Genomic DNA, 23,897 nt, shown 5'->3' on the forward strand with positions numbered 1-23,897 from the left:
TCGCAATCTCGCAATCTCACGCAATCAAAACACCAGTGGCTGGAATATTTAAAACAGCAAGTTGGGACACTTTTTTTCTAACATAATTGGCAATACTGGCGCGACATTCATTGGTCGGGTTCATTATGTCACTGAGTAAAACCATCATCTTATCCTTACGCTATATCCGCCTCTTCTCGCCGGCTGCCTTGCTGTCGATATTCAAGGAGGTACCTCATGAAGCGTAAAAAGATTCTTGCGGTTGGTGCTGGGTGTCTCGCGATTTTTTTTGCCTTGGTGATTGTTGACGAACTCGAGCCAGACGTGCAAAAGGTGAAAGAAAAGCCGCCAGTGTTAGCCCCCGTGTCTGTACTAGACGTTACCCCAAGTGCACATGCATCGAGTTTGACCTTGTTGGCGACAACCTCGGCGCGCTGGCCTGTGCAGTTGAAAGCTTCCAGCAGCGCCAGATTGGCGTGGCTAAATCCAAACATTGAGCCGGGCATATTGGTGCAGAAAGGCACGGAGTTAGCACGTTTAAATACCAGTCTGTTGGTATCCAATATGGCGCAGGCAAACAGTGACCTCAAACAAGCGGAATTAAACCTTAAAAAAGCAGAGCATGAGCAGACGGTAGCATTGCGTATGCTATCGCTTACAAAAAGCTCGCCATTTGCACGAAAGGAGCCTCAAGTTGCTGCTGCAAAAGCAGAATTAAACAGAGCCAAGCAAGCCTATGAGAGCGCGGATGTTTTGCTAAGAGACGCGAATATTGTTGCACCGTTTGATGCTGTGATCATGCGTCGCAATATCAGTCCAGGGGAATGGTTGGTTGCTGGGCAAGTCGTATTTGAATTGGCGGCGAGTGCGTCGATAGATATTGAATTGCCTGTGTCAGAAATGGATTGGCCGAAGGTGCAATCTGCGTTGATTGTGCCTGAGATTCGCATTGTTGATCGCAGTGCAAATGAATGGCCGGCAGATGTGCGCTATGTGTCTCCACAAGCTGATGAAGCAACGCGTCAAAGAAAGGTGGTGTTATCGGTCAGCTATCCTTACCAGCACGAGCCTCGCCTTCTTCCCAATCAGCAGGTCAGTGTGGTCGTCAATTTGGGGGAGCAACAACAGGTTTCTGCCTTGCCGTTGAGTGCGATGACACGCGATGGTTATGTTTGGACGATAGACAAGCAAGATCGCCTGCAAAAAGAGTGGGTCACGCCCGTCGGGCAAGTTCAAGATTCGGTGTTTGTTCGCTTTGATACTGAGCGGGATAATCCGCGCCGTGTAGTGGCGTATCCGTTGATGTCCATGTTGCCAGGTAAGCATGTTTCTCCTCAGCGCTTGAACGCGCAGGAGGTGGCGCAATGAATTGGCTCACCAAATGGTTCATTCATAATCCTGTTGGAGCGAACCTGTTGATGATTGCCATTATTGTGAGTGGTGCGATGGCTGCTGGGCAATTACGGGTTGAATCCTTTCCTCAGATTGCGCCTTCGTCAGTCATGATCACTGTGGCGTATCCCGGAGGCACAGCCAAGCAGATTGATGAAAGCGTTACACAGCGAATTGAAGAAGCCATTAGTGGCGTGGCGGGCATCAAACACATCACCAGTCAATCAAGTGCAGGGCAGTCGAGCGTGGTGGTGCGAAAAACCAGCAGTGCTGATCTTAATAAATTGCTGGATGACATTCGCAACCGGGTGAATACCATTAATGCGTTTCCCACACAGGCAGAAAAACCGCAAGTTGTCCGAAATGAATTTACTAATCTTGCTGCATTTGTTGTGGTGTCTGCTCCGCGCAGTGACCACGAATTACAGCCCATTGCGAGGCAAGTCGAACAGGCACTTAAGAAGCATGCTCAGATCTCGAATGTTACGAACTGGGGCAGTCGCTTCCCAGAGTTGGTTATAGAACCAGACACTGCAGAGCTTAAAAAACTGGGGCTGAGTTTAGATGATTTGGCGACGCTTATTGAACAGCGGTCGCTGGAGTCCCGCACGGGTGAATTGGTCAGTGATAAAGGCCGTATGATCATTCGCGGCGATGGTTACGCAGATGATATTCAAAAGCTACATCGATTAGCGATTGTCGCTGGACCCGCGGGTACGGTGTATCTAGGTGAGATTGCCACGTTACGCCGAGGTTATGAGCAAAGCGGCGCAATTGTAAGAAACAATGGAGAGAACGCCATTGCTTTGTTGATCAGCACCAGCCAGACCGACAATTTACTGAGCGTCAGCAAGGCCATAGAAGAAACCTTGGCGGCACAACGTCACATTCTGCCATCGGACATTGCGTTAGACACAATGGCGGATATGGCCCCCTATATTGAGGATCAGCTTTTCAGGTTGGGCGACAATGCGTGGCAGGGGTTGGCGATCATCATCTTGTTGCTTGGTCTCTTTCTTGAACTGAAGCTCGCGTTTTGGGTGGCTGTTGGAATCCCCGTTGCTTTGGCTGGCACGCTAGGGGCCATGCAATTGGCAAACTATAGCCTTAATGATATTACCTTGTTTGGTTTCATCTTGGTGCTGGGGATATTGGTCGATGATGCCGTGGTGGTTGGTGAATCCATTTATGATGAACGCGCAAAAGGGCTAAATGGTCAAGAGGCCGCGTGGCAAGGGGTGCATTCGGTATCAGTTGCGACCGTGTTTGGTGTATTGACGACCATCGCGGCATTCTCGCCCATGCTTTGGATCGATAACGATTTAGCCAAAGTGCTGGCAGGTTTTTCTGCGGTCGTCATTTTTGCGCTGATCTTCTCCCTGATTGAAAGCAAGCTAATTTTACCCTCACATTTGGCGCACCTGTCCCCGCAAAAACCATCAAAAAGTGCAATCCGGCGCGTTCAAGAAGCCGCCCGGCAAGGGTTAAAAACAGTCAACATGCATGTCTACAAACCCCTGTTAGAAGTGGCTTTAGAATACAAGTTAGCGTCGCTATTAGGGTTTGTTGCAGCCGTGGTGCTGGCCTATGGGATGTGGTCAACAGGATCGATAAGAAGCGCTATTTTCCCCGATATTCCAGGTCGTTATGTCACGGCAAAAATCTCGCTGGAAGACGGCGCGCCATTGCCACTGCAACAACAGGCATTGTTTCAAACGGAATCCGCTATTGAGGCCGTTGCACAGGCATTGAAAGATGACTATCCACTGGTTGCGTCACCGTTGGTGAACGTGCTGGCTTGGTCGGATGGTCATGGCAGTATAGAAATCACCGTAGAGTTAACCCATGAAGCATTAAGTGTATTGCCTGGGAACGTGGTGATTGATCAGTGGCGGGCGCAAACGGGCGCCATTGAAGGTGCGTATTCCGTGCAATTCAGTGCTGCGGATTCACCAATCGGTGGCACGTATGTGTCTATTTCATCCAGAGATCGAGAGTTAGCGAAACGCGTAGCGGGCCAACTGGCTCAAACACTTGAAACGTTGCCAGGTGTCAGCGACATTTATGACGATGGGAAGTCCGGACAGCCTCAGGTACGCATAGTGCTAAATGCGTTTGGTCAGCAATTAGGGGTGACGCAAGCGACCTTGGCACGGTTGGCCGGAGAAGCCTTTGGAGAACGTGAGATCCATCGCTTATTGGAGCAAGGTATAGAGACTAAGTTGCTGCTCAAATACCCGCGAGAGGAACGTAAAACGCTAGCGCAATTGGCACAAGCCTTGGTCAAATTGCCGAATGGTGAGAGCGTTCCCTTAGGCGACATTGCGACATTCCAACACGAGCAAGAAACGCAGATCATTCATCGTCGAAATCGCGAACAGGTGGTGAATCTGTATTGGAAACAAAATCGCGATATCCAAGCGCCAGAACAGACACTTATTCAGCTAGAAAAGACGATCGAAACATTGCACCTCCAATATCCTGATGTGGAGATCAAAGCGGGGGGAGAATTTGAAGAAATCGATGATGTATCTGATGGGTTTACATCAGCGATGGTGCTGACACTTTTGTTGATTTACATCTTGCTTGCGGTGCCGCTCCAGTCCTATTGGCAGCCATTTATTATCATGGCGATAATTCCTTTCGGGTTTGCCGGGGCGATATTCGGGCACTACGTGATGGATTTGCCGATCAGCTTGTTGTCGATGTTTGGCATGATGGCAATGACAGGCATCGTTATCAACGATTCCTTGGTGCTTATTACGCGGTTCAACGCAGAGTATAGACATGGCATGCCATTAAAAGACGCTTTGATCACTGCGGGAACAAGCCGCTTTCGGGCGATATTCCTGACCACGCTCACCACGGTGTGTGGATTGATTCCGCTGCTTAGCGAAACGGCTGAACAGGCACAGTATTTAAAACCAGCCGCTGTTTCTTTGGTGTTTGGTGAGTTGTTTGCAACTGTCGTTACCTTGATTTTGATTCCCGTGTTACTGGGGATGACAACACGCAAATTACCGAAAGTGGACGATGAGTTGTCTTTGAGCGCTGTGTAATTGATTTTAGGGAGTATTGGGGCGATAGTAACCTTATTGTCCCATGCTTTCTGGCACCAATGACTGAACCCCCATCCCCTTTTTACCTCGTTCCTGAAGTTGCCTTGCTCGAACAACTTCCTGAGCATTTGCGTAAACGTTTCATACATGCACTGACTTTGATGCACAAACATCTTGATGATCAGCTTTCATGGGAACAAATTGCCACGAAAAGTGCCATTTCTCCTTATCATTTTCATCGTCAATTTACGGATTTGTTCCATGAAACGCCCGGGCATTACTTAGGCCGACTGCGATTACAGCGGGCAGTGAATCTGTTGATGAAAAATGCACCTTGGACCATCACTGAAATCGCACAACATTGCGGCTTTTCTTCCTCGCAAGCATTAGGGAAAGCGCTTAAGCGTGAATTGGGTGTGACTGCAAAACAGATCCGTAAAATGGGGATTACATCTACCGCGAATGAAACGGTGGCGTTGATGAACAAGTTGGCGCACCCAGGCGAAGGGAACACGCTGGAGCATGAATTAGCGCAAGCGATGCCAACCGAGTTGGTTTGGTACCCGCAAAGAGGGATGAAAAAGATAGCCCTTGATGACCGCAACTGGGATAAGGTATTCAATGCCTATGGTGAGAAAGCTGTTCGGCTCATGGGCATCACGCCGATCAAAGACATAGAGAAATCATGGGAAGAAATTGAAACTGTGATTGGCGATTGGCAGGTGGACAATGAGGAATACGATAACGTTATCCAAGAAGGGTATTTTTTGTGTTGTGATGTCTATGTGGCGTCGGATATCGGTTATATCGCTGCCATTGAATCTTTATTTCAGCGTACAGAACAAGAGCAACTGTCTGTTGATGTAAGAGGCGTTTTGGTAGAAATGATCCGAGACATTGATCTGTCTGACACTGGCGGTGTCACCTTTTCACTGCAAATACCCATCAAAGTGAAATAAGCTTTCTCATTCGTCACCGTTATGATTTTACCGCCAGCACTTCATCGCCAATCCATTGTTGGAGTAGCTGGCCGAATATCATCGACACGTCTTCTTCTGGGAAATTTTCCACCAATTTCGCGCCAATATCATTCAAGGCATCGCCTTCGCGTACATAGCCAATCGCGGCAGATTCCAACGGTGAAATACTGCGAAAATGCGGTGAATCGCCTTTGCGCCAAATCAGTATGTCGATGGCGTGAGGAAGTGGCGCAACCTCGGGTGGTGTTTCATCCTGATCGATGGCGTGCCAGATTTCCAGCGTGTTGAATTGCAGGGTATTGATGGTCAAGGTCGCGACAGGGTGTAGCGCAAAATTCTCCGGGTCACTGCTGGCAAGTCGCTGCAGATCTTCCATGGTCATCACTGTGCTGTTGCCGCCGTCGAAGGCGCGACGTAACGTCCAATCCAATGTGGCTAATTCAGCCACTTCCAAATCATTGGGAAGCTGTTCAGCCAAAAATGTCGTGAACGTTTGACCGTACAAGCCGATGTTGTTGAAGGTGGAGTGGTGCGTCTGCACATAGTCAGCGGCTAACTGGCGAAACCAATTATCGCCAAGGTAGGTCGCGGTATGTTCAAACGTATCCCAAAGCACATCCATTAACCGCACGCGGTACGCATTGTGATAAATGGCAATGCGGTGTTCAGACGTTATACCGTGTGCCGCTTTGGTCACCCAATCCGCACCTGCACTTTCTTTCGCCAATACAGTGCGTTGAAAGTCGTCTTGTATTTCTAGCAGATTCATAGGGCAACCTTTGGATGCAGAATGGCTTGTGCAATCGTTCGCGCGGTATCGAGCTCTTCCAATAGCTCGGCGAGCGGCGGAATGTTGTCGTCGCGCTCAATCATGGTGGGGGTTTCCCCAAACCGAACGAGTGCTTGTTGATAGAGTGTCCAAACGCTGTCGCACACGGGGTGATCGTGTGTATCAATCAAATGGTCGCCGTTATTTTGGTGACCCGCTAAATGGAATTGTTGAACACTGCCAACGGGAATGCCGTTGAGAAATTCTTTCGAAGAGAAGCCGTGGTTGAAGGCGCTGACATAGATATTGTTGATATCCAGCAGTAGCTTTGCGCCTGTAGCTTCATGAATGGCTGCGAGAAATTCCCATTCTGTCATTTGTGACGAGGTAAATTCCACGTAGCTAGATACATTTTCTAACACCAAAGGGCGCTGAAGTACTTCTTGCGCTTGGTGAACGTTACGGATCACCACGTCGAGCGCTTCTTGCGTAAAGGGCAGGGGCATTAAATCGTGGAGTTTTCGTCCATGCACGCCTGTCCAGCAAAGGTGATCAGACACCCACATGGGTTCTATGCGTTGCTCAAGTTTTTTGAGGCGTTTGAGGTAGTCGGTATCAAGGCCATTGATAGAGCCTATCGACATTGATACACCATGCATTGCCATGGGGTAATCGGCACGAATGCGGTCTAGCATGGTCAATGGCTTTCCGCCATCGACCATGTAATTATCGGAAATGACTTCGAGCCAATCAACGGGCTGCGGCGCAGTCAAAAAATCGTTGTAATGTTGAGTGCGTAATCCTAAGCCAAAGCCTGAAGTCATTTCCGTTCTCCTACAAATTACTTGATATCAGAGATAGTGCCGCCTTCGTTCAGGCACTCTTTCGCTTCCATTGCTTTAAAGCCGTGACCTGCACAAACGTTCTGGCCTTTACACGCATTTTCAGCAGTTTTACAGTCTGAGTTGCCTTTACAAGAGTGGATGCCGTAACAGTGAACTTTGTCACCCGCACCAATCGCTGAGCCAGAGCTGCCCGCTGGAAGTTCAGCGGCTGATACGCTTGCGCTCATTGCTAGAGCCAGTGCTACAGATGCGAATGTGCTTGTTTTTGCGATATTGTTCATGGTCTATCTCCAATATGTATTAAGAATGAGTAGCCATTGTTGTGCTCTAAAAGTGAGTAGAATTGAGAGCACTGCCACCATCTGGTATTGACGTATGTCGAATCCAATTAAAGAGACCCACGACATTCTGAGTTTATTTCAAAAATGTAAAAAATATGGAAAATACTTTTAACACATTGTTTTTCTGATAATTATTTTGGGTGAGGAGATAGAGTGCCAAAAGGTGTTGCATGTTTGTCTCAAAGTGACTGAAATCATTCAATAAATGAGACTTAATTTGGCGTGTGTTGTTTTGCAGAAAGGTGCATATAGTGCGTTTTTTAGCTTTTACAGTTGGAGTGACGGTTTATTTTCTTCGATGGAAACAGACGCAGTATGGAAATGGCTATTGCCGTTTTCTGCTTATTTTACGGCGAGATAAAAAATCAGACATGGAATGAAAAAGAGAGGTTTAGAATTAATTCGTTTGTTTCTCTACTTGATAGAACGAAAACAAAACCTCTTTGGATAAACCTAAAAAAAGCCGCTGAGCAGTGGATGTCAGCAGCTATGTTGTTTCTATACGATAGAGGCTGTGAAGTGCGAGGGTGAAGCACTCTCTACGTATATAATATGAACAATGATCAGTTCAATGGTCCCAACGCTTCTGCCACCATGTCAACGTTGCCAAGCCCTTCAGATGGGATGTAACCGCTGCCTGAAAAGCCCGTAAATGCGCTGCGGTTTGTACCAATCAGTTCATTGATAGTCGTGCCATCATTGGTGACGACAAACACATCAGGGCCTGCGGTGTCGGTGAAGGTTTGATCGATAACCTCATTGCTCAACGCAGTCACACGATCGTGTTTATCGACAGACCACCAGTTTGCAATGAAATCAGCGCCGCCAACATGGCATTCAGCGGTGGCTTCAACAACATCACCTGTAATGCCCAACGCGTATTGGCTCTCACCTGGCACGTTGACCTTCAAGTTTGCTGTGCTGCATGTGTTGGGATCGTTGTCAGTGAGTTCATTGACGATGCCTTCATTCAAATCAATGTTCTGCATCCCCGCGCGTTTCATTGCACCGAAGTAAGCTGGCGATGAGGTTTGGTAGCTGAGTGCGTAAATGTTGAAATCTGCACCATTCACGCTGTCGTTTGAATACGTGGTGGCTGGAAGGTTTGACACATTAATCGGTGTGCCCACATGTACAAAAGCAACGTTGTTATCTGTACGTACTCTGTCCTTTGCATCCGTGACTTGAATGGCTTCACATGAGAGCGAGCGCACGATCAGCATGCCTTGTTCATCGGACCCTTCGAACACAAATCCCATGTCGGTCAGGCTATTCACCGTGATGCCTTCAGGCACCTGCGATTGTAAATCGGCCTTTGCGACCACTATGCCGCCAGCGATTTCACGGCAGTTAGAAAAGTCGACATCTGAATTGCTGAGTTTTATTTGGTTACTGTGGCAGGCCGTAACGCCTAAACATAACGCGCCAATAAGGGCGGTGCGCGGGTTGATTGCTGCTCTACGAATTTTCGTTGTCATGCTCGTCGTCATGAAATAGCTCCGGTTTCATATTCTGATAAATGGCGTAGCGAGAAAAAACGGTTACTGAAGTGAGGACAATTTCTGCCCTGTAACGAAATCAAAAGACGCCAGTATGAGTTGGTAAACGGTATCGACTTCGCTGTCAGTGGTAGGGGTATAAATCATCACAAACCCCTCCCAGCCCAATCTTTTTTTCGACCAAGGGTGAGGTGTCGCCCACCCAGCATTGACCGCTTTTACGGCTAAATCGGGTGACAATGAGGCATGCAAACTGCCATCTGGGTGCATGTGGGCGAATTCGCGACCACCCACAATAGATTGTGGGTTTGCCAGTGATACGTGCTCTTCAATCCAGAACCCTTTTGTCCCAGACATGGAAATCACAGTCTCTCGAATATCCACACCAGGAATGCGAGAAGCACGGGCCATCAGATCTTTCAACAAAGCAGGGTTTGATTCTCCGCCTAGCTGAACATGCGGCACGCTGTTTGTCGTAGCAGGGACAGGGCTGGTTCTTGTTGGTAACGTTTCAACGCCAGTCGCGAAGGATGTTTGAACGACAGAAGATGACAAAATGAAGGCAAATAGCGCGCTGATTTTCCGTTTCGTGCTCATAACATCACTCCGTGATTGAGTTGTAGATTGGTTTAGAAGTGGTAACGCAAGCCCACTTGCACTTCATGTGCGGTTGCGTCATCGATACGAAAGCCGTCAGTGAATGAATCTTGGCCAGTGGTGGCATCACCCAATGAAATGTATTGGTACTCACCGATCAGACTCAACTGGTCAGTGATGTCATAGCTAGCACCAACACCGACGTTCCACGTAAATTCGGTCGAGGTTTCGTCAGCATAGTCATCGTAGTAGCCGTCAACAGTCCCATCAATGGAATCGAACGTGCCACCTATTTGATCGATAAACGTATTCACACCTGCGCCACCTAAACGTGCTGAATATTCGTTTCGTGCCACACCCACGCCTGCCTTTATGTAAGGGGTAAATGCAGTGCCAGTGTCAACGTCGTAGAAACCTTCCACAGTCAGCGTCGTGCTCTTGAGTTTGCCGTTAAGCACATATTCTTCACCTGTGCGTGCACCAGTGCCTACACGTTGGCTATTAAATTTGCCTTCGCGATAGCCCAAACGCGTTTCAATGCGGAATTGTTCGTTGATCACATAGCCCAAGCCCAACGTGCTTACGGTGCCGTCACCTGCGCCGAACTTACCGGGGAAATCGGCATCTTGTGCGATGTTGTTACCGTAAGGTTCTGAGTCTGTCGCTTGGTAGCTTTTACCCAATAAACCTGTGACGTATAAGCCTTCTGCGCTAGCGAGACCTGATAAAAAGGTCGTTGCGAATGCGGCAACATATAGAGGTGTGCGCGTTAAATTCATGATGTCTCCCTTCGCGTTACGTGATGTGGTGTATTACGCAGTGAGAAGTTACAACAAATTGTTTACATCTGTTATCCTGTATTATCAGAAGATATAATTCCGTAAAGCAGAACAATGATTGATTACCTAAAGCACATGGCGATATTTGCCCGCGTGGTGGACGAAGGTTCTTTTCGTGCAGCGGCAAAAGATTTGAACTTGGCACCGTCTCGAGTGAGCCAAACCGTGTCAGATCTTGAAGACCATTTGGGGATCACCTTGCTTTACCGCACCACACGAAAACTTGCACTGAGTAATGAAGGGAAGTTGTTTTATCCCCGCGTGGTGGAAATGCTTCGGAATGCGGAAATGGGGTTGGATGAGCTGAATGCCTTGTCCGTTGAGCCGCTTGGTGCGCTGAATGTGTCGCTGCCTGCCTATATGGCCTCTTCTCGGATCTCTACGATTTTGGCCGAATTTGTCCGCGAATACCCTCGCGTTACCTTGTCAGTTTCTTATACCGACCATCTTGTCGGGTTATTGGAGAACGGTTTCGATTTGAATATTCGAATGGGTTGGCTCGAGGACAGTTCCATGGTGGCGCGAAAGCTTGGGGAATATCAGCGAGTGTTGGTTGCAGGGACTGAATATGTCGCGTCTCGCCCTAGCCCTAAAACACCCGAAGATGTGCAATCGTGGGATTGGATCAGCTACAAACAGCGCAATGAGAACATTGAATTCACCGCAAATGACGAAACCTGCGTGATTGCTTTCAATAACTATCGCCTGCAGGTCGACAGCATCGATGCTCTGGCGCATTTAGTGCAGCAAAACGTGGGTGTGACAGTACTGCCGTGGCACCTTGCTGAAGAGGGGGTGACGTCGGGCAAGCTTGTTCACCTGCTGCCAGAATGGACGCTTAGTCCTTTAGGCTGCTACGCCGTCTGGCCAGACAAATCTCGACGCGCCAATCTGACGCTGTTGCTTGCCCGTTTTCTGGCGGAAAAAGAACAGTATTACTCCGTTGCGCCGACGCGCTAGCGGCGCGTTTAACGACTAAGCACGCACTTTCTCAAATAAGCCTCTCATTGCACCCTTGCTGGTTTTACTGATGGTCTGCATCAGTTTGAAGCTCGGGTCGAACACGCCTTGTTGTTCTAGCTCGTCGATCATTACCATCCAGAGTTTTGCAGTCATTTGAGCATCGGCCAGTGCGCGGTGAAAGACGCCGTCGTTGTCGATGTGTTTGAAGCGCACTAAATCGCCCAATTTGTGGGTAGGTGCATCTTGTATCAAGCGGCGAGCAATCAACATTGAACACGCAAACTGGCCAGAATAACGCACGTTCACACGTTCTAATTCAGCATCAAGAAAACGCTTATCGAACGAGGCATTGTGCGCAACAAGGTGGCTGTCGCCAATGAAATGTCCAAATTTCGCCATAACGTCTTCACAACTTGCTGCAGTGCGAAGCATGTTGTTGGTGATACCCGTGTAACCCTCGATAAAACTGCTGACGCGACGGCCTGGATTCATCAATTCTTGGAAGGTATCGACGACGTCACCATTCACTAATTTAACCGCACCGATTTCGATGGCGCGATCGCCCATGTTCGGTGATAAGCCTGTGGTTTCGAAGTCGAGAACGATAACGGAATGCGCGGGTGTTGATGGCATGAAATGGAACCTTGTTGATGTGCGATAGTGCAATAAGGCGGAGTATACAGAGACACGGTTGACTTAGGAATGTGTTCGCGAGCACATCGCCGATGAATCGATGCTAGCGAGAGCGATAATGCGAAAGTGAGAAGAGCACGTTTCAGTGCTCTGTCTGCATGCATCAATGGCTGTCGTCCAACTAGATATTTGCGTTCATTGTGGCGGTGTGTTGAATGTTGAAGCTGGCGAAATCGTTCGCGGCGATGGCGCGTGAGAAATACCAACCTTGTACTTCTACATCCGCTTTCTGTGAGACGTAAGCATATTGCTCCTTGGTCTCTACGCCTTCGACAATAATTTTGATATCGAGCTCGTTGGCAATGGCTATTAAGCCGTTAAACACTTTCTGACCCTTTTCATTGCTGAGTGCAGCCACGAAACTTTGATCAATCTTGAGTGCGTCAATATCAAACCGGTTTAGGTAGCTGAGCGAACTGTAGCCGGTGCCAAAATCATCAATGTGAACGCGCGCGCCAGCCTCATGCAATCGGCGAATCGAATCCCCCACCATGATTTCGTTTTGAATCAATGTATCTTCGGTTATCTCGAAATGGATCAATCCGGGTACGCGTTCAATCAGCAGAAGAATGTCTCCCACCTTTTGTGCATTGGTCAGCGTTGGGCTGGTGATGTTCACACTGATCGGAATTTCCAATCCTTCGCGTATCCATGCTTCACACTGCGCCACGCTATTTTTGACGACCCAAACATCAATGTCGCTCATCATGTTGGCTTTCTCGAAAATATGCAGAAAATCAGCGGGTAACTCGACATTGCCTCGCTGGTCTCTCACCCGAATTAAGGCTTCCATTCCGACGACCTTTTGCGTAATGGAATTGATCTGTGGTTGGTATTCTAAGTAAAACTCGCGGTTAGAGAAAAGTGCCATGCTCTTGTGAGTGTCTTCCATTTCTTTTGAGCGAAGCAACGTTTCGCGTACTGGATCAACAGAAAGCACATATGCTTCTTCTTCGCTGCGAGTAAAGGTGGTGTCGAGAGACGGTATGTAGACCTCTTGCTGCTTGGCTTGATTGTCGATTCTGCGCACGAAAGGCAGATAGATCAGCACATTGAGGGCAATAATAAAGAGCTGCAACACAATAGCAGAAATGTCCCCGCCTGTTGCTACGTATGCATTGATGATGATTGGGCTACTCATCGGCGCCAATGTGTAAGGCACGGCGACCAAGCCCATTTGCAGCACAAGTACGGTCACAACAACGTTCACGAGTGGCGTGAAAAGAAAGGGAAGGAACAAGCGCGGGTTGAAGATAATAGGCAATCCGAATAACAGCAGTTCGTTTATGTTGAAGAGCCCAAGGGGAATACTGGTAATGGCAATTACCCGCATCATTTTGCTTTTGGAAAACGCGATCAGCGCGATGGATAGGCCCAGTGTGGCACCTGCGCCACCAACAAAAACAAACAGAGAGAGGGTAGAAAGGCTCATCACATTGGGAGCATGGCCCCCAGCCAGAACAGCAGTGCGGTTAATGTCCAACGCGGTGATCAATGGCTCAACCATAGGGGTAAGCGCGTAATAGCCGTGTATTCCAATAAACCAAAACATGGAATTAAGCGCGGCAAACGTGCAGCCTGATTCGATAGGGTTGTTTTCAACATCCATTCCATGAAAAGCATTCAATAGGACGTCGAACTCGAAATAATTGAATAAGGCATTAAGTGCGAATGCCACGACGGCGACAGCCGCTGCGACAAGCGCCCCCGGTAGCATCAGGTTCATGGAATCTTTGACGGGTTTGCCAGCCAGTTCGGTTTCTAGAATTCGAGCGAAAGGCATGCGTTCTAATTTGGAAAGCAGTGGCACACTATAGAGCGGCATAGTGAGACCAACAAACAATAACAAGGTGGCTTCAGCTTGGCCTTCGTGACCGAGAATTTGTGCTGTGACCGCAATGTAGGCCATGTTCAAAATGGCGATGGGTGGGCGAGGTAACCGCCAGTAGATTGCGAGCATCATGCTGATGGAGGCGGCAAAAAAATAGGGGTAGAGACTCGTTAACCAATCGTTGAGTTGATGGAGCCCATCCACCAACAGGGGCTCGTCTAAACCGAAAAAATCGAGCAAGCTAGATGCGAATATCAATATGTTCGACAGAATCAAACAGGGAACAAGCCAAAGCATGCCATCTCGTAGTGCGCTGAGTGCGCCTGAACGGCGGGGTAGTGAAGGTGACAAGAGCTGAACGAACCAACTGTTCATTAAAGGGGTTTTCATACCAATTTCTCGTAATACTACGCGGTTGCCTTTCATTGAACGTGTCATACACCAGGGTGTTTTTATTCACGGACAGGCAATAATCATCAAGGGGCCTCTCCTCTCTCAGTGAGACGATAAGAGTGGCACAATGATCCTCTTTTCTTGGGTAGGAAAAAGATAAATTGAACATTAGAAACAAAGCGTTGTGTTGTTTTATTTAATTACGAGCTATTTTATGTATGCGTATTTTATTACTTACTTATATACAATTTGTTGTCTAGCCCGTGTCTATTAATAGTTTATTTGAGGGACTCGTGCCTTCAAATAAAGGAGGTTTAATGAAATTGTTAATTTTCTTCTCAAAAATAAGACCAAAATGTCACTTGCATTTTTGCGTCTTTAGAAAATACAGCATATGCAAGGTGTTAGCGCGTTTGACTTTCCGTTAAGCATTAAAAATGCACTTCGATACAAAATGACAGCGAGTCTTTTTCTCCGCGCAGCTTGAGGTTTTTAGACGACAACCTCCTGAGGTTAGTATTAAGTGATTTGTGGTAAGTTATTGAATATAAGAAATTAAATTCATTAATGTTCATTTCTTATATTATGACACCATTCTTTTTAGTAAACAGAGATGCACGTTTTCGCGTTCAGTTGAGAGGTCTCTTTATTCCTTTTGATTATTTTTACCTGCCCATTTATTTACGTGACGAATAATCTTTTAGATATCAGAAGCATTGTGATGTTGCATTGAATTAAAATAAACACGTCATCCCAAAGATGAAACACATTTTGTCTTTTTTAACATTCACTAACTTGGTAAGTTATCCGAAATTCTGGTGTTTCAATGTGATCTATTTCATACGAGATCCTCACACCACCGTATCGCTCTAGCAGAATAATTAATAACAATAATGACTCACGGCGTGATGCAGTAAGTTTTGGGTGAAGATTTGGATAAAGAAAAGTGGATACTCGTCATTGATGACACAGAAAGCATGATCATCATGATCGAATCGGTGCTCTCTCAACTCGGATATAACAACGTAGTCAGCTTCACAAAGCCGCAATTGGCGCTCGACGCGGTGAAGCAAAACCCCAAGAAGTATGACGTGGTTCTGACGGATTTGAACATGCCAGAAATTGATGGCATGGGTGTGATTCGGGAACTTGGTAATCTCGGGTTTCGCGGTGGTGTGTGCATCGTTTCTGATTTGGAAACCCGTGTTGTAGAGTTGGCCGCTAACATTGCCCAACAACAAGAGGTCTATTTGTTGGGCAGTATTGCAAAACCCATTTGCCGCGATGGCCTTTCGCGGGTATTGAAACGCATGGGGTATGTGGGGCGGAAAAAACGTTTTCATTTAGAAAAAATGACCCGCGACGAATTGGTCGGTCACATATCTCGTGACAGCATCGTTCCTTACTACCAACCCAAGCTAAATCCCATCAGTAATTGCATCGAAAGCTTGGAAGTGGTGGCGAGGATAGAGGTAGAGGAAAATAGCGAGACGATCTTACCGGATAACTTCATTGGCACAGCGATCCAGCACGATCTTGTCGATACCATCACCATGCAGCTGGCTCAGAAAATCTCCATCGATATGCCGGCGTTGCTAACGGCGTTTGGCAGTGACGTGTCCATCAGTATCAACCTCTCACCGACTCAACTTTCCGATCTGGATATTCCTAAACGTCTTCATCAATTGTTTGATGCGCAGAACATCGACAAGCATCAAATCATCCTCGAAATCACTGAGGAACATGCGCTGAAATCTGCCGAGCAATTGGAATCGCTCAACCGTTTACGCATTCAGGGATATGGGGTGTCGATGGATGATTTTGGAACAGGGTTCACCAACATTCAGCAGTTAAGAAGCTTGCCGTTCACCGAAGTGAAAATTGACCGCTCCTTGGTGCGCCAAATCCACAACGACCCTTTCAGTCAGGCGGTTGTGCGGTCTCTTGCTACTTTTTCACCCACCGATAATTTCAAGCTGGTGGCTGAGGGTGTTGAAGAAATAGAAGAGCTGGAATACTTGGTCACGCACTATCCAAACATGCTGATCCAAGGTTTTTTGATTTGCCGACCTAAACCGATCGAACAACTTACTCAATGGCACTCGCGTTGGCGTGAGCAAGCGAACGCCAACCGCGCTTAAGACAAATGTCATTATCCTTTGTATTTCTTTGCCAGATAAAACACAGCGTGGCTTCCCTTTTAGGAGTTGATGCCTGCGACAACAGTAAGTCGGACGAACTCACAGAACGCGACTTCAGCCGGCGTGAGTTCTTTTTTCTTATTCCACGCAATGCCGACGTCCATGCCGGGAACAGAGTCCTCAAGCGTATGTACTTCAACGCGTCGGCCCTCTAACGACCAAGGTCGATAAACCATATCTGAAAGAATGGAAACCCCGTAGCCATTTGCAACCATGCTTCGCACTGCCTCAACAGATGAGGTGCGAAACACCACGTTCGGTCGATATGAGGTTTGATTCCAATATCTCTGCGCCGTGTTACTGGCTTCATCGACGGCCAACATAATGTAAGGCTCATCTGCCACATCTTGTAGAGATATGTGCTTTTTTTGGCGTAGAGGGTGGTTGGTGCCTAACCAGAGTCGTCGTCTTGAACTCAACAACACTTCAAATGCAATATCTTCTTGGTTGACAAGGTTTGACGTTAGCATCATGGCTAAATCGTATTGTCCCGACGCGAGTCCTTCCTCTATCTGCTCACGCTGCGCCTCAAAAAGCTGAATTTCAACTTGAGGAAAACTTCGTTGAAATCTGACGAGATAAGGAGGCGCAAAATACCCAGCCACGGTATACGACATCGCGATGCGGATTTTACCTACGATTTTTTCATGGCTGCGGCTTGGAATTCTCATCGCTTCTTCTACTGCTGACATGATGTAACGCGCGTGCTGAAGGAATTGATTTCCTTCATAAGTGAGCGCCATGCCTTGGGAATGGCGTGTGAACAAAGACGCATCCAGCATTTCTTCGAGAGATTTTAATGATGTTGTTATGGCGGACTGCGAAACGTTCAAATCCATCGCAGCTTGTGACACCTGACCCGTGTTAGCGGTGGCAATAAAATATCGAATTTGGCGTAGTGTGGGCATCATTTCTGAAAAATCCTCTTAATAATTCCAAAAATTTAATATCTCTATTTTTGATGAAGATAATAAATATTATCCAATTTTGAATTTACTTATTGATATTTATGATAATAAACAAGGCGTCTATTTTCCCATTTCCGGTGTATAGGTATCTAAAAAATTGATAAAACTATTCAATTCTTAGAATTATACATATCAACATCGAAATAATAACATCTATTTAACGTTTGGTGCGAGTCTCACGAGAAATGACACGCCGAACTTTTTCGTTAATAAATGGATGGATGTTATGAACAGGAAATCTCTCTTTCATATAGTAAGTGGTACGTGTTTGTCTGCGGGTCTGTTGTTTACCCAAGTCGGTATCGCCAACGCAGATAACTGGTTTCCATACCCCGTTGAAGTCTGGAAACCCGCGTTTGATATGAAAAGTCCAAGGTCGGCTGAGCACTATGCGCCCTTGGAATCAGCGGCTTCCACATGGGATATCTGTGTCTCTTTTCCTCATTTGAAAGATGCCTATTGGACATCGGTCAATTATGGCGTGATAGACGAAGCGCGTCGTCTGGGCGTGAAAGTGCAATTGGTTGAGGCGGGTGGCTACACCAAGCTGAACAATCAAATCTCACAGATTGAAGATTGTGTTTCCTCTGGTGCTGACGCGGTTGTGATTGGCGCGATTTCTTTCGATGGCCTGAATAACCTCGTGAGTACGCTCGCGGAAAAAAACATTCCTGTTATCGACATCATCAACGGCATGTCATCCACTGATATTCACGCCAAGTCCTTAGTTTCTTTCGGTGAAATGGGTTTTAAGGCAGGCGAATACATTGCAGAGCGTCATCCCGCGGGATCTGAACCCGTTAAAGTGGCGTGGTTTCCGGGTCCCCCGGGCGCGGGCTGGGTAGAGGCGGGCAATACAGGTTTTCAAAAAGCCATTAAAGGCAGTGCGATAGAGTTGGTTGAAACCAAATATGGTGATACCGGAAAGGAGGTCCAACTCAAACTGGTTGAGGACACGCTTGAAGCACATCCTGACCTTAAATATATCGTTGGCACAGCGGTCACCGCGGAAGCGGCAACAGGCTTACTGCGTGCGCGTGGCCTTTCTGATGATATCAATATCGTTTCCTACTACTTCACCCCCGGTGTTTACCAAGGTATTCGTCGCGGCCAAATCCTTGCTGCACCAACAGATTCTTCAGTCATCCAAGGCCGAATCGCTATTGATCAGGCTGTTCGCATTCTAGAAGAGAAGCCCTACCTAAAACACGTTGGTCCCAAGCTGTATGTCATCGATGAGAGCAACATTAATGACTTCGAAAAAACGACATCGCTTGCGCCAGATGGCTATAGACCGACGTTCTCCGTCGATCAGTAAAAGGAGTTCTGATCATGGGTGAGTTGCTTCGACTTGAGCATGTCTCTAAGCAATACCCAGGTGTGCTGGCATTGGATGATGTCAGCTTAACCCTGGAACCTGGCGAGGTACATGTGCTGTTTGGCGAGAACGGCGCAGGTAAATCGACACTTATTTCCATGGTGGCAGGGGTGATGCCTCCTTCCAATGGACAACTGATATTCAACGGGGAGCCCGTGCGTTTCAACTCGGTGTACGACGCACGCCTTAATGGGATCAGTGCGGTGTTTCAGGAGTTCTCTTTGGTTGAGTCGCTGACGGTAGGCGAGAACTTGTTATTGGGGGATGAACCCACCAATTGGCGCTTCATTGACCAAAAGACCAGTCAGGAACTCGTCGAGAAAGAGCTGGAAAAATTTGACTTTGATTTGTCGCCAACACAAGTCGTCGGACAGCTTTCTCGCGCGGGTCAGCAAATGGTTGAGATTGCCAAAGCACTGCGCAGTGATGTGTCGGTACTGATTCTGGATGAACCGACGGCATCGTTGACGGAAAAGGAAACCGAACAACTCTTTGAACTTGTCGATGAACTCAAAGCGAAAGGTGTGGGGATTTTCTATATCACGCACCGTATGGCGGAAATTCACCGCATTGCTGATCGTATCTCTGTATTGCGTGATGGAAAACACATCGGGACGGTAAATGCCGAAGAGGTGACGGACGACGAGCTGGTGGAAATGATGACAGGGAGAGTTATCTCCCAGCTTTATCCAGACATTCCATGTAACCGAAGGGAAACCGTTTTGCAGGTATCAGAGCTTCAAACGTCTGATGGCACCGTTCAGAGCGCCACGTTCAGTGTTGCGGAAGGTGAAGTAGTTGGGTTTGCAGGGTTAGTGGGGTGTGGGAAATCGGAAGCACTGAGAGCGTGTTTTGGTATCGAAACCGTCGAATCCGGTCAGGTCACTTTTTATGGTGAAAACGTGACGGGCTTTTCGCCTCGGGAAATGCTGGAAATGGGCATGTTCTATAACTCCCGAGACCGCAAAGAAGAAGGTTTGATGATGGTGCGAAGTGGCAGGGAAAACATTGGCCTAGCATCGTTGGACACTCCTCCCTTTAAAGCATCCGGCAGTTTGGTGAATCGTCGTCATGAAAAGGACATTGCTGAACGCTTAGCGTCGCGCTTACGCCTCTATCCGATGGATACCGAAAGGGATGTATCTCAATTTAGCGGCGGAAACCAACAGAAAGTATTGCTGGCGAAATGCCTCACACGCGGTGTGTCGCTGTACATCTTCGATGAGCCAACGGTGGGGGTCGATGTCGCCACTCGCTCAGAGATCTACGCCTTTATCGGTGAGTTATGTGAACAAGGCGCAGCGGTTGTGATTATCTCTTCCGATTTGCCTGAGATCCTGAATCTAACTCACCGCGCGTACGTGATGCATGAAGGTGAAATCAAAGCGCATTTTACGGGGGATGACATCACTGAGCAGAATATTTTGGGTCATTTCTTTCATCGAGAAGAAACCGAAAGTGCTGCGAGTTGAACCTCTAAAAGATGAGCATGGGACAGACAGGAAGTGAAGAGCATGAACATACAAAACAATGCCTCGACGGGAAATGAACGCGTCGAGATAGGGCAAGGAAAGCCAATGAACAACATGAAATATTTTGCAAAGAAATGGTTTGTCACCCTTGGGGTTTTACCCTTTCTCTTAATTGCGGCAGTGGCCATTTTTGCATCGGTGTCGGACAACTTTCTGACGGTGCGTAACCTACTAAATGTTGTGCGCCAGTCGTCATATCTCACGTTGGTGGCGGTAGGGCAAATGGTGGTGTTGTTGACGGGCGGGTTTGATTTGTCTGTGGGCACCATGATCGCATTGTCATCGGTTGTAGGCGCAACAGCAATGGCTGCTAGCTACGCAGCGATGCCTGACATGGTTTGGCTGTGTATCACGATAGGGCTGATGGCGGGCATGTTGGCTGGCATGACCATTGGTGTTGTGAATGGTGTGGGTGTCGCTGTACTGGGTGTATCTCCGTTCATGATGACGTTGGGCATGGCATCTGTTGGTTTTGGTGCGGCGCTATACCTCACTGGAGGAACACCGGTTTACGGCATGCCGCAGGCGTTTGGTGATTTATTCGGCTTTGGCAGTTTCTGGGGTATTCCCGCTCCAGTTTGCGTGGCGGCTGTTGCGATTTCTCTCGCCGCTATCTTGGTAAATCGAACTCGACTGGGGCGTTATTTCTATGCCGTCGGTGGCAACATCAAAGCGGCTCGCTTGTCGGGGATTAACACAAAACGAACCTTGTTCTCTGCCTACATCATTTGCGCAGGCTTCGCGGCACTGTCGGGGATGTTGTTGACGGCGCGTCTAGATACTGGCGAAGCGAACATTGGTTCAGCAATGCCGCTGGAATCGATTGCAGCGTGCGTGATTGCTGGGGTGAGTTTACGCGGTGGCGTGGGGCGTTTAGGGAATGTGGTTTTGGGCGCGATTTTTATCGGACTGGTGCAAAACGGCATGAACCTAGCGCGCGTTGAGTCTTATCTCCAGACCGTTGTAATTGGGGGCTTATTGATATTCGCCGTGGTAGTTGAACAGGTACGTTTACGCATGATGCAAAGCCTTCACCAAGATTAATCGTGTCGGTATGAGCAGCAAAGTGGCAATGCATTTTTTGCGAGCAGGAGATAGAGAGTCAATGATTAACATTAATAGTGACATGGGTGAAAGCTTTGGCATATGGAAGTTGGGTGATGATGAGGCGCTAATGCCCTATATCACAGAGGCGAATATCGCCTGCGGTTTCCACGCCTCCGACCCAAATCATATGCGAATGACAGTGGCATTGGCAAAAAAATACAACATCCGTGTTGGCGCACACTTCTCCTTACCTGATCTACAAGGGTTTGGCAGACGTGAAATGAAAATGGAAAGGGAGGAGCTTTTCAACGTGATTGTGTACCAAGTCGGTGCGCTGAAAAGCTTTCTCGATATGGCGGGCGTTCCCCTGAATCACCTGAAGCCACATGGCGCACTTTATGGCATGGCGGCTCGACAATCAGACATTGCGAATGCCATTGCCGATGTGGCGCTTCACTATCAGGTTCCCGTGTTTGGTTTGGCCGGTACCTGCCATGAACAGGTGTATACCGAGAGAGGGGTCACGTTCGTGCCTGAGTTTTATGCCGACCTTGATTATGACGAAAACGGGGGGCTGATCATTACCCGAAATCACCCTCACACAGACCCAGACGACGCAGCGGAGAAATGCCTTCGAGCGGTGGATGACGGCAAAGTCAAAACGGTTAACGGCAATTGGGTTTCTGCCACGGTGAATACAATCTGTGTTCACTCAGACACACCCAATGCTGTGGAAGTTGCGCGATCGGTAAGAGAGAAACTGGGCGATCGCGTTGTCTCGCCTTCGCCGGCCTACACGTAATTAAACGCATTTACACGTCAACCAAAACAAGGAGTTGTTTATGGACAAATCAGTGATCGTTTCCCCGTTACCGGGCATTTTTTATCGCACCCCTTCGCCAGATCTACCGAAATATTGCGAGGTGGGTGACACCATCAAGGCTGGCAGTGTGATTGGCGTTGTCGAGGTCATGAAATCGTTCCACGAAGTACGTGCTGATGTGGGGGGCAAGATAGAAGCCTTTCTCATTGAGAATGAAGACCCTGTGATGGCAGGGCAGCCCCTTGTCAAACTCGAACGTTAATTGCGTTTTTGTTTGCCAATACACCCCACTGAAAAGACACATGAATGAAGTAAGGAGGCCAACGTGGCTATTAAAAGGATGCTTGTTGCAAACCGAGGCGAAATTGCCGTTCGGATCATTCGGGCAGCACGAGAATTAGGCATCGAGTCTGTGCAGGTTTATAGCGAGGCAGATGCGGATTCTCTGGCTGTGAAATTGGCAGACAAAGCGGTGTGTATTGGCCCACCCAAAGCGGCAAAGTCGTACTTGAACATTGATGCCATCATGGCGGCAGCGCAACACGAAAAAGTGGATGCGATTCACCCAGGCTATGGCTTTTTATCCGAAAACGCGGAATTTGCGGATGCGGTGGTCAAAGCTGGCATGATTTTCGTTGGTCCGTCTGGCCTCATTATGCGAAAAATGGGCGATAAAGCCACGGCAAAGAAAACCGCAAAACAGGCGGGCGTTCCTACTGTTCCAGGCAGTGATGGTCGTGTTGAGTCATTGGATATTGCCACTGCTGTGGCGGCTGAAATTGGGTATCCCGTGATGATCAAGGCATCAGCGGGCGGCGGTGGCCGGGGTATACGTGTAGTGAACTCATTGGAGGAATTGGCAGAACAGTTCCACCCCGCTCAAGCTGAAGCGGCAGCAGCATTTGGCGATGGTGGCTTGTACGTCGAAAAGCTGATCACAGGTTCACGCCACATTGAATTCCAATTGCTCGCCGATGGAAAGCGTGCGGTGCATTTGTTTGAACGTGAGTGCTCTCTCCAGCGCCGTCGTCAAAAAGTGTGGGAAGAAGCGCCAAGCGCCGTGCTATCGCCGTCCGTTAGAGCCAGCATGGGTAAAGCCGCAGCGGCTTTGGCTGAGTCGGTTGGGTACTGCGGTGCAGGGACGGTTGAATATCTGTACAACGAAAAAAATGGCGAGTTCTACTTCATTGAAATGAATACGCGCATTCAGGTTGAACACCCAGCAACGGAATGGATTACCGGCGTTGACCTCGTCAGAGAGATGATTTTAGTCGCAGACGGGCAACCGTTGCCGTTCACGCAAGATGAACTGTCTATCAAAGGTCATGCCATTGAAGTGCGCATCAATGCGGAAGACCCGACGAAAGACTTCATGCCGTTTCCTGGCAAGGTTGAAAACCTGTCTATCCCCCAAGGCCCAGGCGTCCGCTTCGATAGCTTGCTTTATCCCGGCTATGCGATTTCACCGTTTTATGATTCGTTGCTAGGCAAGCTCATTATTTGGGACACGGACAGAGACAAAGCGATTGCACGTCTTGATCGCGCCTTGAGTGAGCTTTCCATCGGTGGCGTGAAGACCACGAAACCTTTGTTTGTCGCACTGTCTCGAGATCCTGATGTGCAAGCTGGGCGATTTGATACCAAATGGTTGGAGAGTTGGTTGAGCAACTACGGGGCAACGTTGGACGATAGCGACATTCTCGACAATACGTCGACTGACAATGAGCAAAATGTTGATGCGTTGAATACACAGTCGATGAGGGCTTAG

At 48.1% G+C, this 23,897-nt stretch carries 21 protein-coding genes; 12 read left to right on the plus strand and 9 right to left on the minus strand.

All coding sequences use genetic code 11. The features are described 5' to 3' along the window. Window positions 1-216: 216 nt before the first annotated feature. From BCT27_RS05055 to BCT27_RS05065, 3 genes are read left to right on the plus strand one after another with little or no spacing between them, the layout of a single operon-like run. A complete protein-coding gene (locus BCT27_RS05055; protein WP_102395216.1) occupies window positions 217-1,347 on the plus strand; it encodes an efflux RND transporter periplasmic adaptor subunit in 1,131 nt (376 codons plus the stop codon). Continuing rightward, entirely contained in the window at window positions 1,344-4,430 is a 3,087-nt protein-coding gene (locus BCT27_RS05060; RefSeq protein WP_102395217.1) for an efflux RND transporter permease subunit, read from the plus strand. Before BCT27_RS05055 ends, BCT27_RS05060 begins: the two co-directional genes overlap by 4 nt. Before the next feature lie 59 nt (window positions 4,431-4,489). Continuing rightward, complete coding sequence (locus BCT27_RS05065) at window positions 4,490-5,389, plus strand: helix-turn-helix domain-containing protein (RefSeq protein WP_102395218.1); 900 nt, start codon at window positions 4,490-4,492, stop codon at window positions 5,387-5,389. Window positions 5,390-5,408: 19 nt separating this feature from the next. On the opposite strand, the gene BCT27_RS05070 is transcribed toward BCT27_RS05065, so the two are convergent. Genes BCT27_RS05070 through bufA2 form a run of 3 tightly spaced genes read right to left on the minus strand, consistent with a single transcriptional unit; the run spans window position 5,409 to window position 7,305 of the window. Beyond that, on the minus strand, window positions 5,409-6,179 hold the full coding sequence (locus BCT27_RS05070; protein ID WP_102395219.1) for an HvfC/BufC N-terminal domain-containing protein: 771 nt from the start codon (window positions 6,177-6,179) through the stop codon (window positions 5,409-5,411). Next, window positions 6,176-7,003, minus strand: coding sequence for an MNIO family bufferin maturase (gene bufB, locus BCT27_RS05075; protein ID WP_102315938.1), 828 nt, complete (start codon window positions 7,001-7,003; stop codon window positions 6,176-6,178). Before bufB ends, BCT27_RS05070 begins: the two co-directional genes overlap by 4 nt. Window positions 7,004-7,020: 17 nt before the next feature. Further along, complete coding sequence (gene bufA2 / locus BCT27_RS05080; RefSeq protein ID WP_017011686.1) at window positions 7,021-7,305, minus strand: BufA2 family periplasmic bufferin-type metallophore; 285 nt, start codon at window positions 7,303-7,305, stop codon at window positions 7,021-7,023. Between the two features lie 375 nt (window positions 7,306-7,680). On the opposite strand from bufA2, the gene BCT27_RS05085 reads away from it, so the two are divergent. After that, window positions 7,681-7,896, plus strand: coding sequence for a hypothetical protein (locus BCT27_RS05085; RefSeq protein ID WP_102315939.1), 216 nt, complete (start codon window positions 7,681-7,683; stop codon window positions 7,894-7,896). 32 nt (window positions 7,897-7,928) lie between these two features. On the opposite strand, the gene BCT27_RS05090 is transcribed toward BCT27_RS05085, so the two are convergent. From BCT27_RS05090 to BCT27_RS05100, 3 genes are read right to left on the minus strand one after another with little or no spacing between them, the layout of a single operon-like run. Next, complete coding sequence (locus BCT27_RS05090; protein WP_102395220.1) at window positions 7,929-8,855, minus strand: hypothetical protein; 927 nt, start codon at window positions 8,853-8,855, stop codon at window positions 7,929-7,931. A 51-nt stretch (window positions 8,856-8,906) separates the two neighbouring features. Next, on the minus strand, window positions 8,907-9,461 hold the full coding sequence (locus BCT27_RS05095) for a luciferase domain-containing protein (protein ID WP_017011684.1): 555 nt from the start codon (window positions 9,459-9,461) through the stop codon (window positions 8,907-8,909). A gap of 32 nt (window positions 9,462-9,493) precedes the next feature. Next, window positions 9,494-10,240 (minus strand): outer membrane protein, encoded by a 747-nt coding sequence (locus BCT27_RS05100; RefSeq protein WP_102395221.1) that lies wholly within the window; start codon window positions 10,238-10,240, stop codon window positions 9,494-9,496. Window positions 10,241-10,354: 114 nt separating this feature from the next. Here BCT27_RS05100 and BCT27_RS05105 point away from each other — a divergent pair, with 114 nt between their 5' ends. Continuing rightward, on the plus strand, window positions 10,355-11,260 hold the full coding sequence (locus tag BCT27_RS05105) for a LysR family transcriptional regulator (RefSeq protein ID WP_102395222.1): 906 nt from the start codon (window positions 10,355-10,357) through the stop codon (window positions 11,258-11,260). Window positions 11,261-11,275: 15 nt separating this feature from the next. Here BCT27_RS05105 and BCT27_RS05110 read toward each other — a convergent pair whose 3' ends face one another. Continuing rightward, on the minus strand, window positions 11,276-11,896 hold the full coding sequence (locus tag BCT27_RS05110; protein WP_102315944.1) for a 3'-5' exonuclease: 621 nt from the start codon (window positions 11,894-11,896) through the stop codon (window positions 11,276-11,278). Window positions 11,897-12,077: 181 nt separating this feature from the next. Next, window positions 12,078-14,177, minus strand: coding sequence for an EAL domain-containing protein (locus BCT27_RS05115; RefSeq protein ID WP_102395261.1), 2,100 nt, complete (start codon window positions 14,175-14,177; stop codon window positions 12,078-12,080). A gap of 923 nt (window positions 14,178-15,100) precedes the next feature. Here BCT27_RS05115 and BCT27_RS05120 point away from each other — a divergent pair. After that, window positions 15,101-16,321 carry an EAL domain-containing response regulator gene (locus tag BCT27_RS05120; RefSeq protein ID WP_102395223.1) on the plus strand — a complete coding sequence of 407 codons (1,221 nt, stop codon included), beginning with the start codon at window positions 15,101-15,103 and terminating at the stop codon, window positions 16,319-16,321. 59 nt (window positions 16,322-16,380) lie between these two features. On the opposite strand, the gene BCT27_RS05125 is transcribed toward BCT27_RS05120, so the two are convergent. Further along, on the minus strand, window positions 16,381-17,292 hold the full coding sequence (locus BCT27_RS05125) for a LysR family transcriptional regulator (RefSeq protein ID WP_102315946.1): 912 nt from the start codon (window positions 17,290-17,292) through the stop codon (window positions 16,381-16,383). Between the two features lie 283 nt (window positions 17,293-17,575). Between BCT27_RS05125 and torT the strand changes: the two genes are divergently transcribed. The 6 genes from torT to BCT27_RS05155 all read left to right on the plus strand — a co-directional run bounded on the left by torT (window position 17,576) and on the right by BCT27_RS05155 (window position 23,897). Further along, a complete protein-coding gene (gene torT / locus BCT27_RS05130) occupies window positions 17,576-18,667 on the plus strand; it encodes a TMAO reductase system periplasmic protein TorT (protein ID WP_102395224.1) in 1,092 nt (363 codons plus the stop codon). 14 nt (window positions 18,668-18,681) lie between these two features. Beyond that, on the plus strand, window positions 18,682-20,199 hold the full coding sequence (locus BCT27_RS05135; protein WP_102390125.1) for a sugar ABC transporter ATP-binding protein: 1,518 nt from the start codon (window positions 18,682-18,684) through the stop codon (window positions 20,197-20,199). Between the two features lie 42 nt (window positions 20,200-20,241). After that, window positions 20,242-21,303, plus strand: a complete 1,062-nt coding sequence (locus tag BCT27_RS05140) for an ABC transporter permease (protein ID WP_241908513.1) — start codon at window positions 20,242-20,244, stop codon at window positions 21,301-21,303. Window positions 21,304-21,364: 61 nt separating this feature from the next. After that, the gene (locus BCT27_RS05145; RefSeq protein ID WP_102395226.1) at window positions 21,365-22,108 is read left to right on the plus strand and encodes a LamB/YcsF family protein; all 744 of its coding nucleotides are present in this window, start codon (window positions 21,365-21,367) and stop codon (window positions 22,106-22,108) included. 40 nt (window positions 22,109-22,148) lie between these two features. Next, window positions 22,149-22,391 carry an acetyl-CoA carboxylase gene (locus BCT27_RS05150; RefSeq protein WP_102315951.1) on the plus strand — a complete coding sequence of 81 codons (243 nt, stop codon included), beginning with the start codon at window positions 22,149-22,151 and terminating at the stop codon, window positions 22,389-22,391. Between the two features lie 78 nt (window positions 22,392-22,469). Continuing rightward, on the plus strand, window positions 22,470-23,897 hold the full coding sequence (locus tag BCT27_RS05155) for an acetyl-CoA carboxylase biotin carboxylase subunit (protein ID WP_102395227.1): 1,428 nt from the start codon (window positions 22,470-22,472) through the stop codon (window positions 23,895-23,897).

Source organism: Enterovibrio norvegicus, assembly GCF_002876705.1.
In the GTDB taxonomy this organism is placed as follows: domain Bacteria; phylum Pseudomonadota; class Gammaproteobacteria; order Enterobacterales; family Vibrionaceae; genus Enterovibrio; species Enterovibrio norvegicus_B.

Coding starts and splice junctions, on each gene's coding strand:
- BCT27_RS05115 (WP_102395261.1), bottom strand. CDS start 14,177: ATGAAAACCCCTTTAATGAACAGTTGGTTCGTTCAGCTCTTGTCACCT.
- BCT27_RS05155 (WP_102395227.1), top strand. CDS start 22,470: ATGCTTGTTGCAAACCGAGGCGAAATTGCCGTTCGGATCATTCGGGCA.
- BCT27_RS05140 (WP_241908513.1), top strand. CDS start 20,242: ATGAACATACAAAACAATGCCTCGACGGGAAATGAACGCGTCGAGATA.
- BCT27_RS05060 (WP_102395217.1), top strand. CDS start 1,344: ATGAATTGGCTCACCAAATGGTTCATTCATAATCCTGTTGGAGCGAAC.
- BCT27_RS05105 (WP_102395222.1), top strand. CDS start 10,355: ATGATTGATTACCTAAAGCACATGGCGATATTTGCCCGCGTGGTGGAC.
- BCT27_RS05055 (WP_102395216.1), top strand. CDS start 217: ATGAAGCGTAAAAAGATTCTTGCGGTTGGTGCTGGGTGTCTCGCGATT.
- BCT27_RS05065 (WP_102395218.1), top strand. CDS start 4,490: ATGACTGAACCCCCATCCCCTTTTTACCTCGTTCCTGAAGTTGCCTTG.
- BCT27_RS05100 (WP_102395221.1), bottom strand. CDS start 10,240: ATGAATTTAACGCGCACACCTCTATATGTTGCCGCATTCGCAACGACC.
- BCT27_RS05110 (WP_102315944.1), bottom strand. CDS start 11,896: ATGCCATCAACACCCGCGCATTCCGTTATCGTTCTCGACTTCGAAACC.
- bufA2 (WP_017011686.1), bottom strand. CDS start 7,305: ATGAACAATATCGCAAAAACAAGCACATTCGCATCTGTAGCACTGGCT.
- BCT27_RS05145 (WP_102395226.1), top strand. CDS start 21,365: ATGATTAACATTAATAGTGACATGGGTGAAAGCTTTGGCATATGGAAG.
- BCT27_RS05090 (WP_102395220.1), bottom strand. CDS start 8,855: ATGACGACGAGCATGACAACGAAAATTCGTAGAGCAGCAATCAACCCG.
- BCT27_RS05095 (WP_017011684.1), bottom strand. CDS start 9,461: ATGAGCACGAAACGGAAAATCAGCGCGCTATTTGCCTTCATTTTGTCA.
- torT (WP_102395224.1), top strand. CDS start 17,576: ATGAACAGGAAATCTCTCTTTCATATAGTAAGTGGTACGTGTTTGTCT.
- BCT27_RS05150 (WP_102315951.1), top strand. CDS start 22,149: ATGGACAAATCAGTGATCGTTTCCCCGTTACCGGGCATTTTTTATCGC.
- BCT27_RS05135 (WP_102390125.1), top strand. CDS start 18,682: ATGGGTGAGTTGCTTCGACTTGAGCATGTCTCTAAGCAATACCCAGGT.
- BCT27_RS05085 (WP_102315939.1), top strand. CDS start 7,681: ATGGAAATGGCTATTGCCGTTTTCTGCTTATTTTACGGCGAGATAAAA.
- BCT27_RS05125 (WP_102315946.1), bottom strand. CDS start 17,292: ATGATGCCCACACTACGCCAAATTCGATATTTTATTGCCACCGCTAAC.
- BCT27_RS05070 (WP_102395219.1), bottom strand. CDS start 6,179: ATGAATCTGCTAGAAATACAAGACGACTTTCAACGCACTGTATTGGCG.
- bufB (WP_102315938.1), bottom strand. CDS start 7,003: ATGACTTCAGGCTTTGGCTTAGGATTACGCACTCAACATTACAACGAT.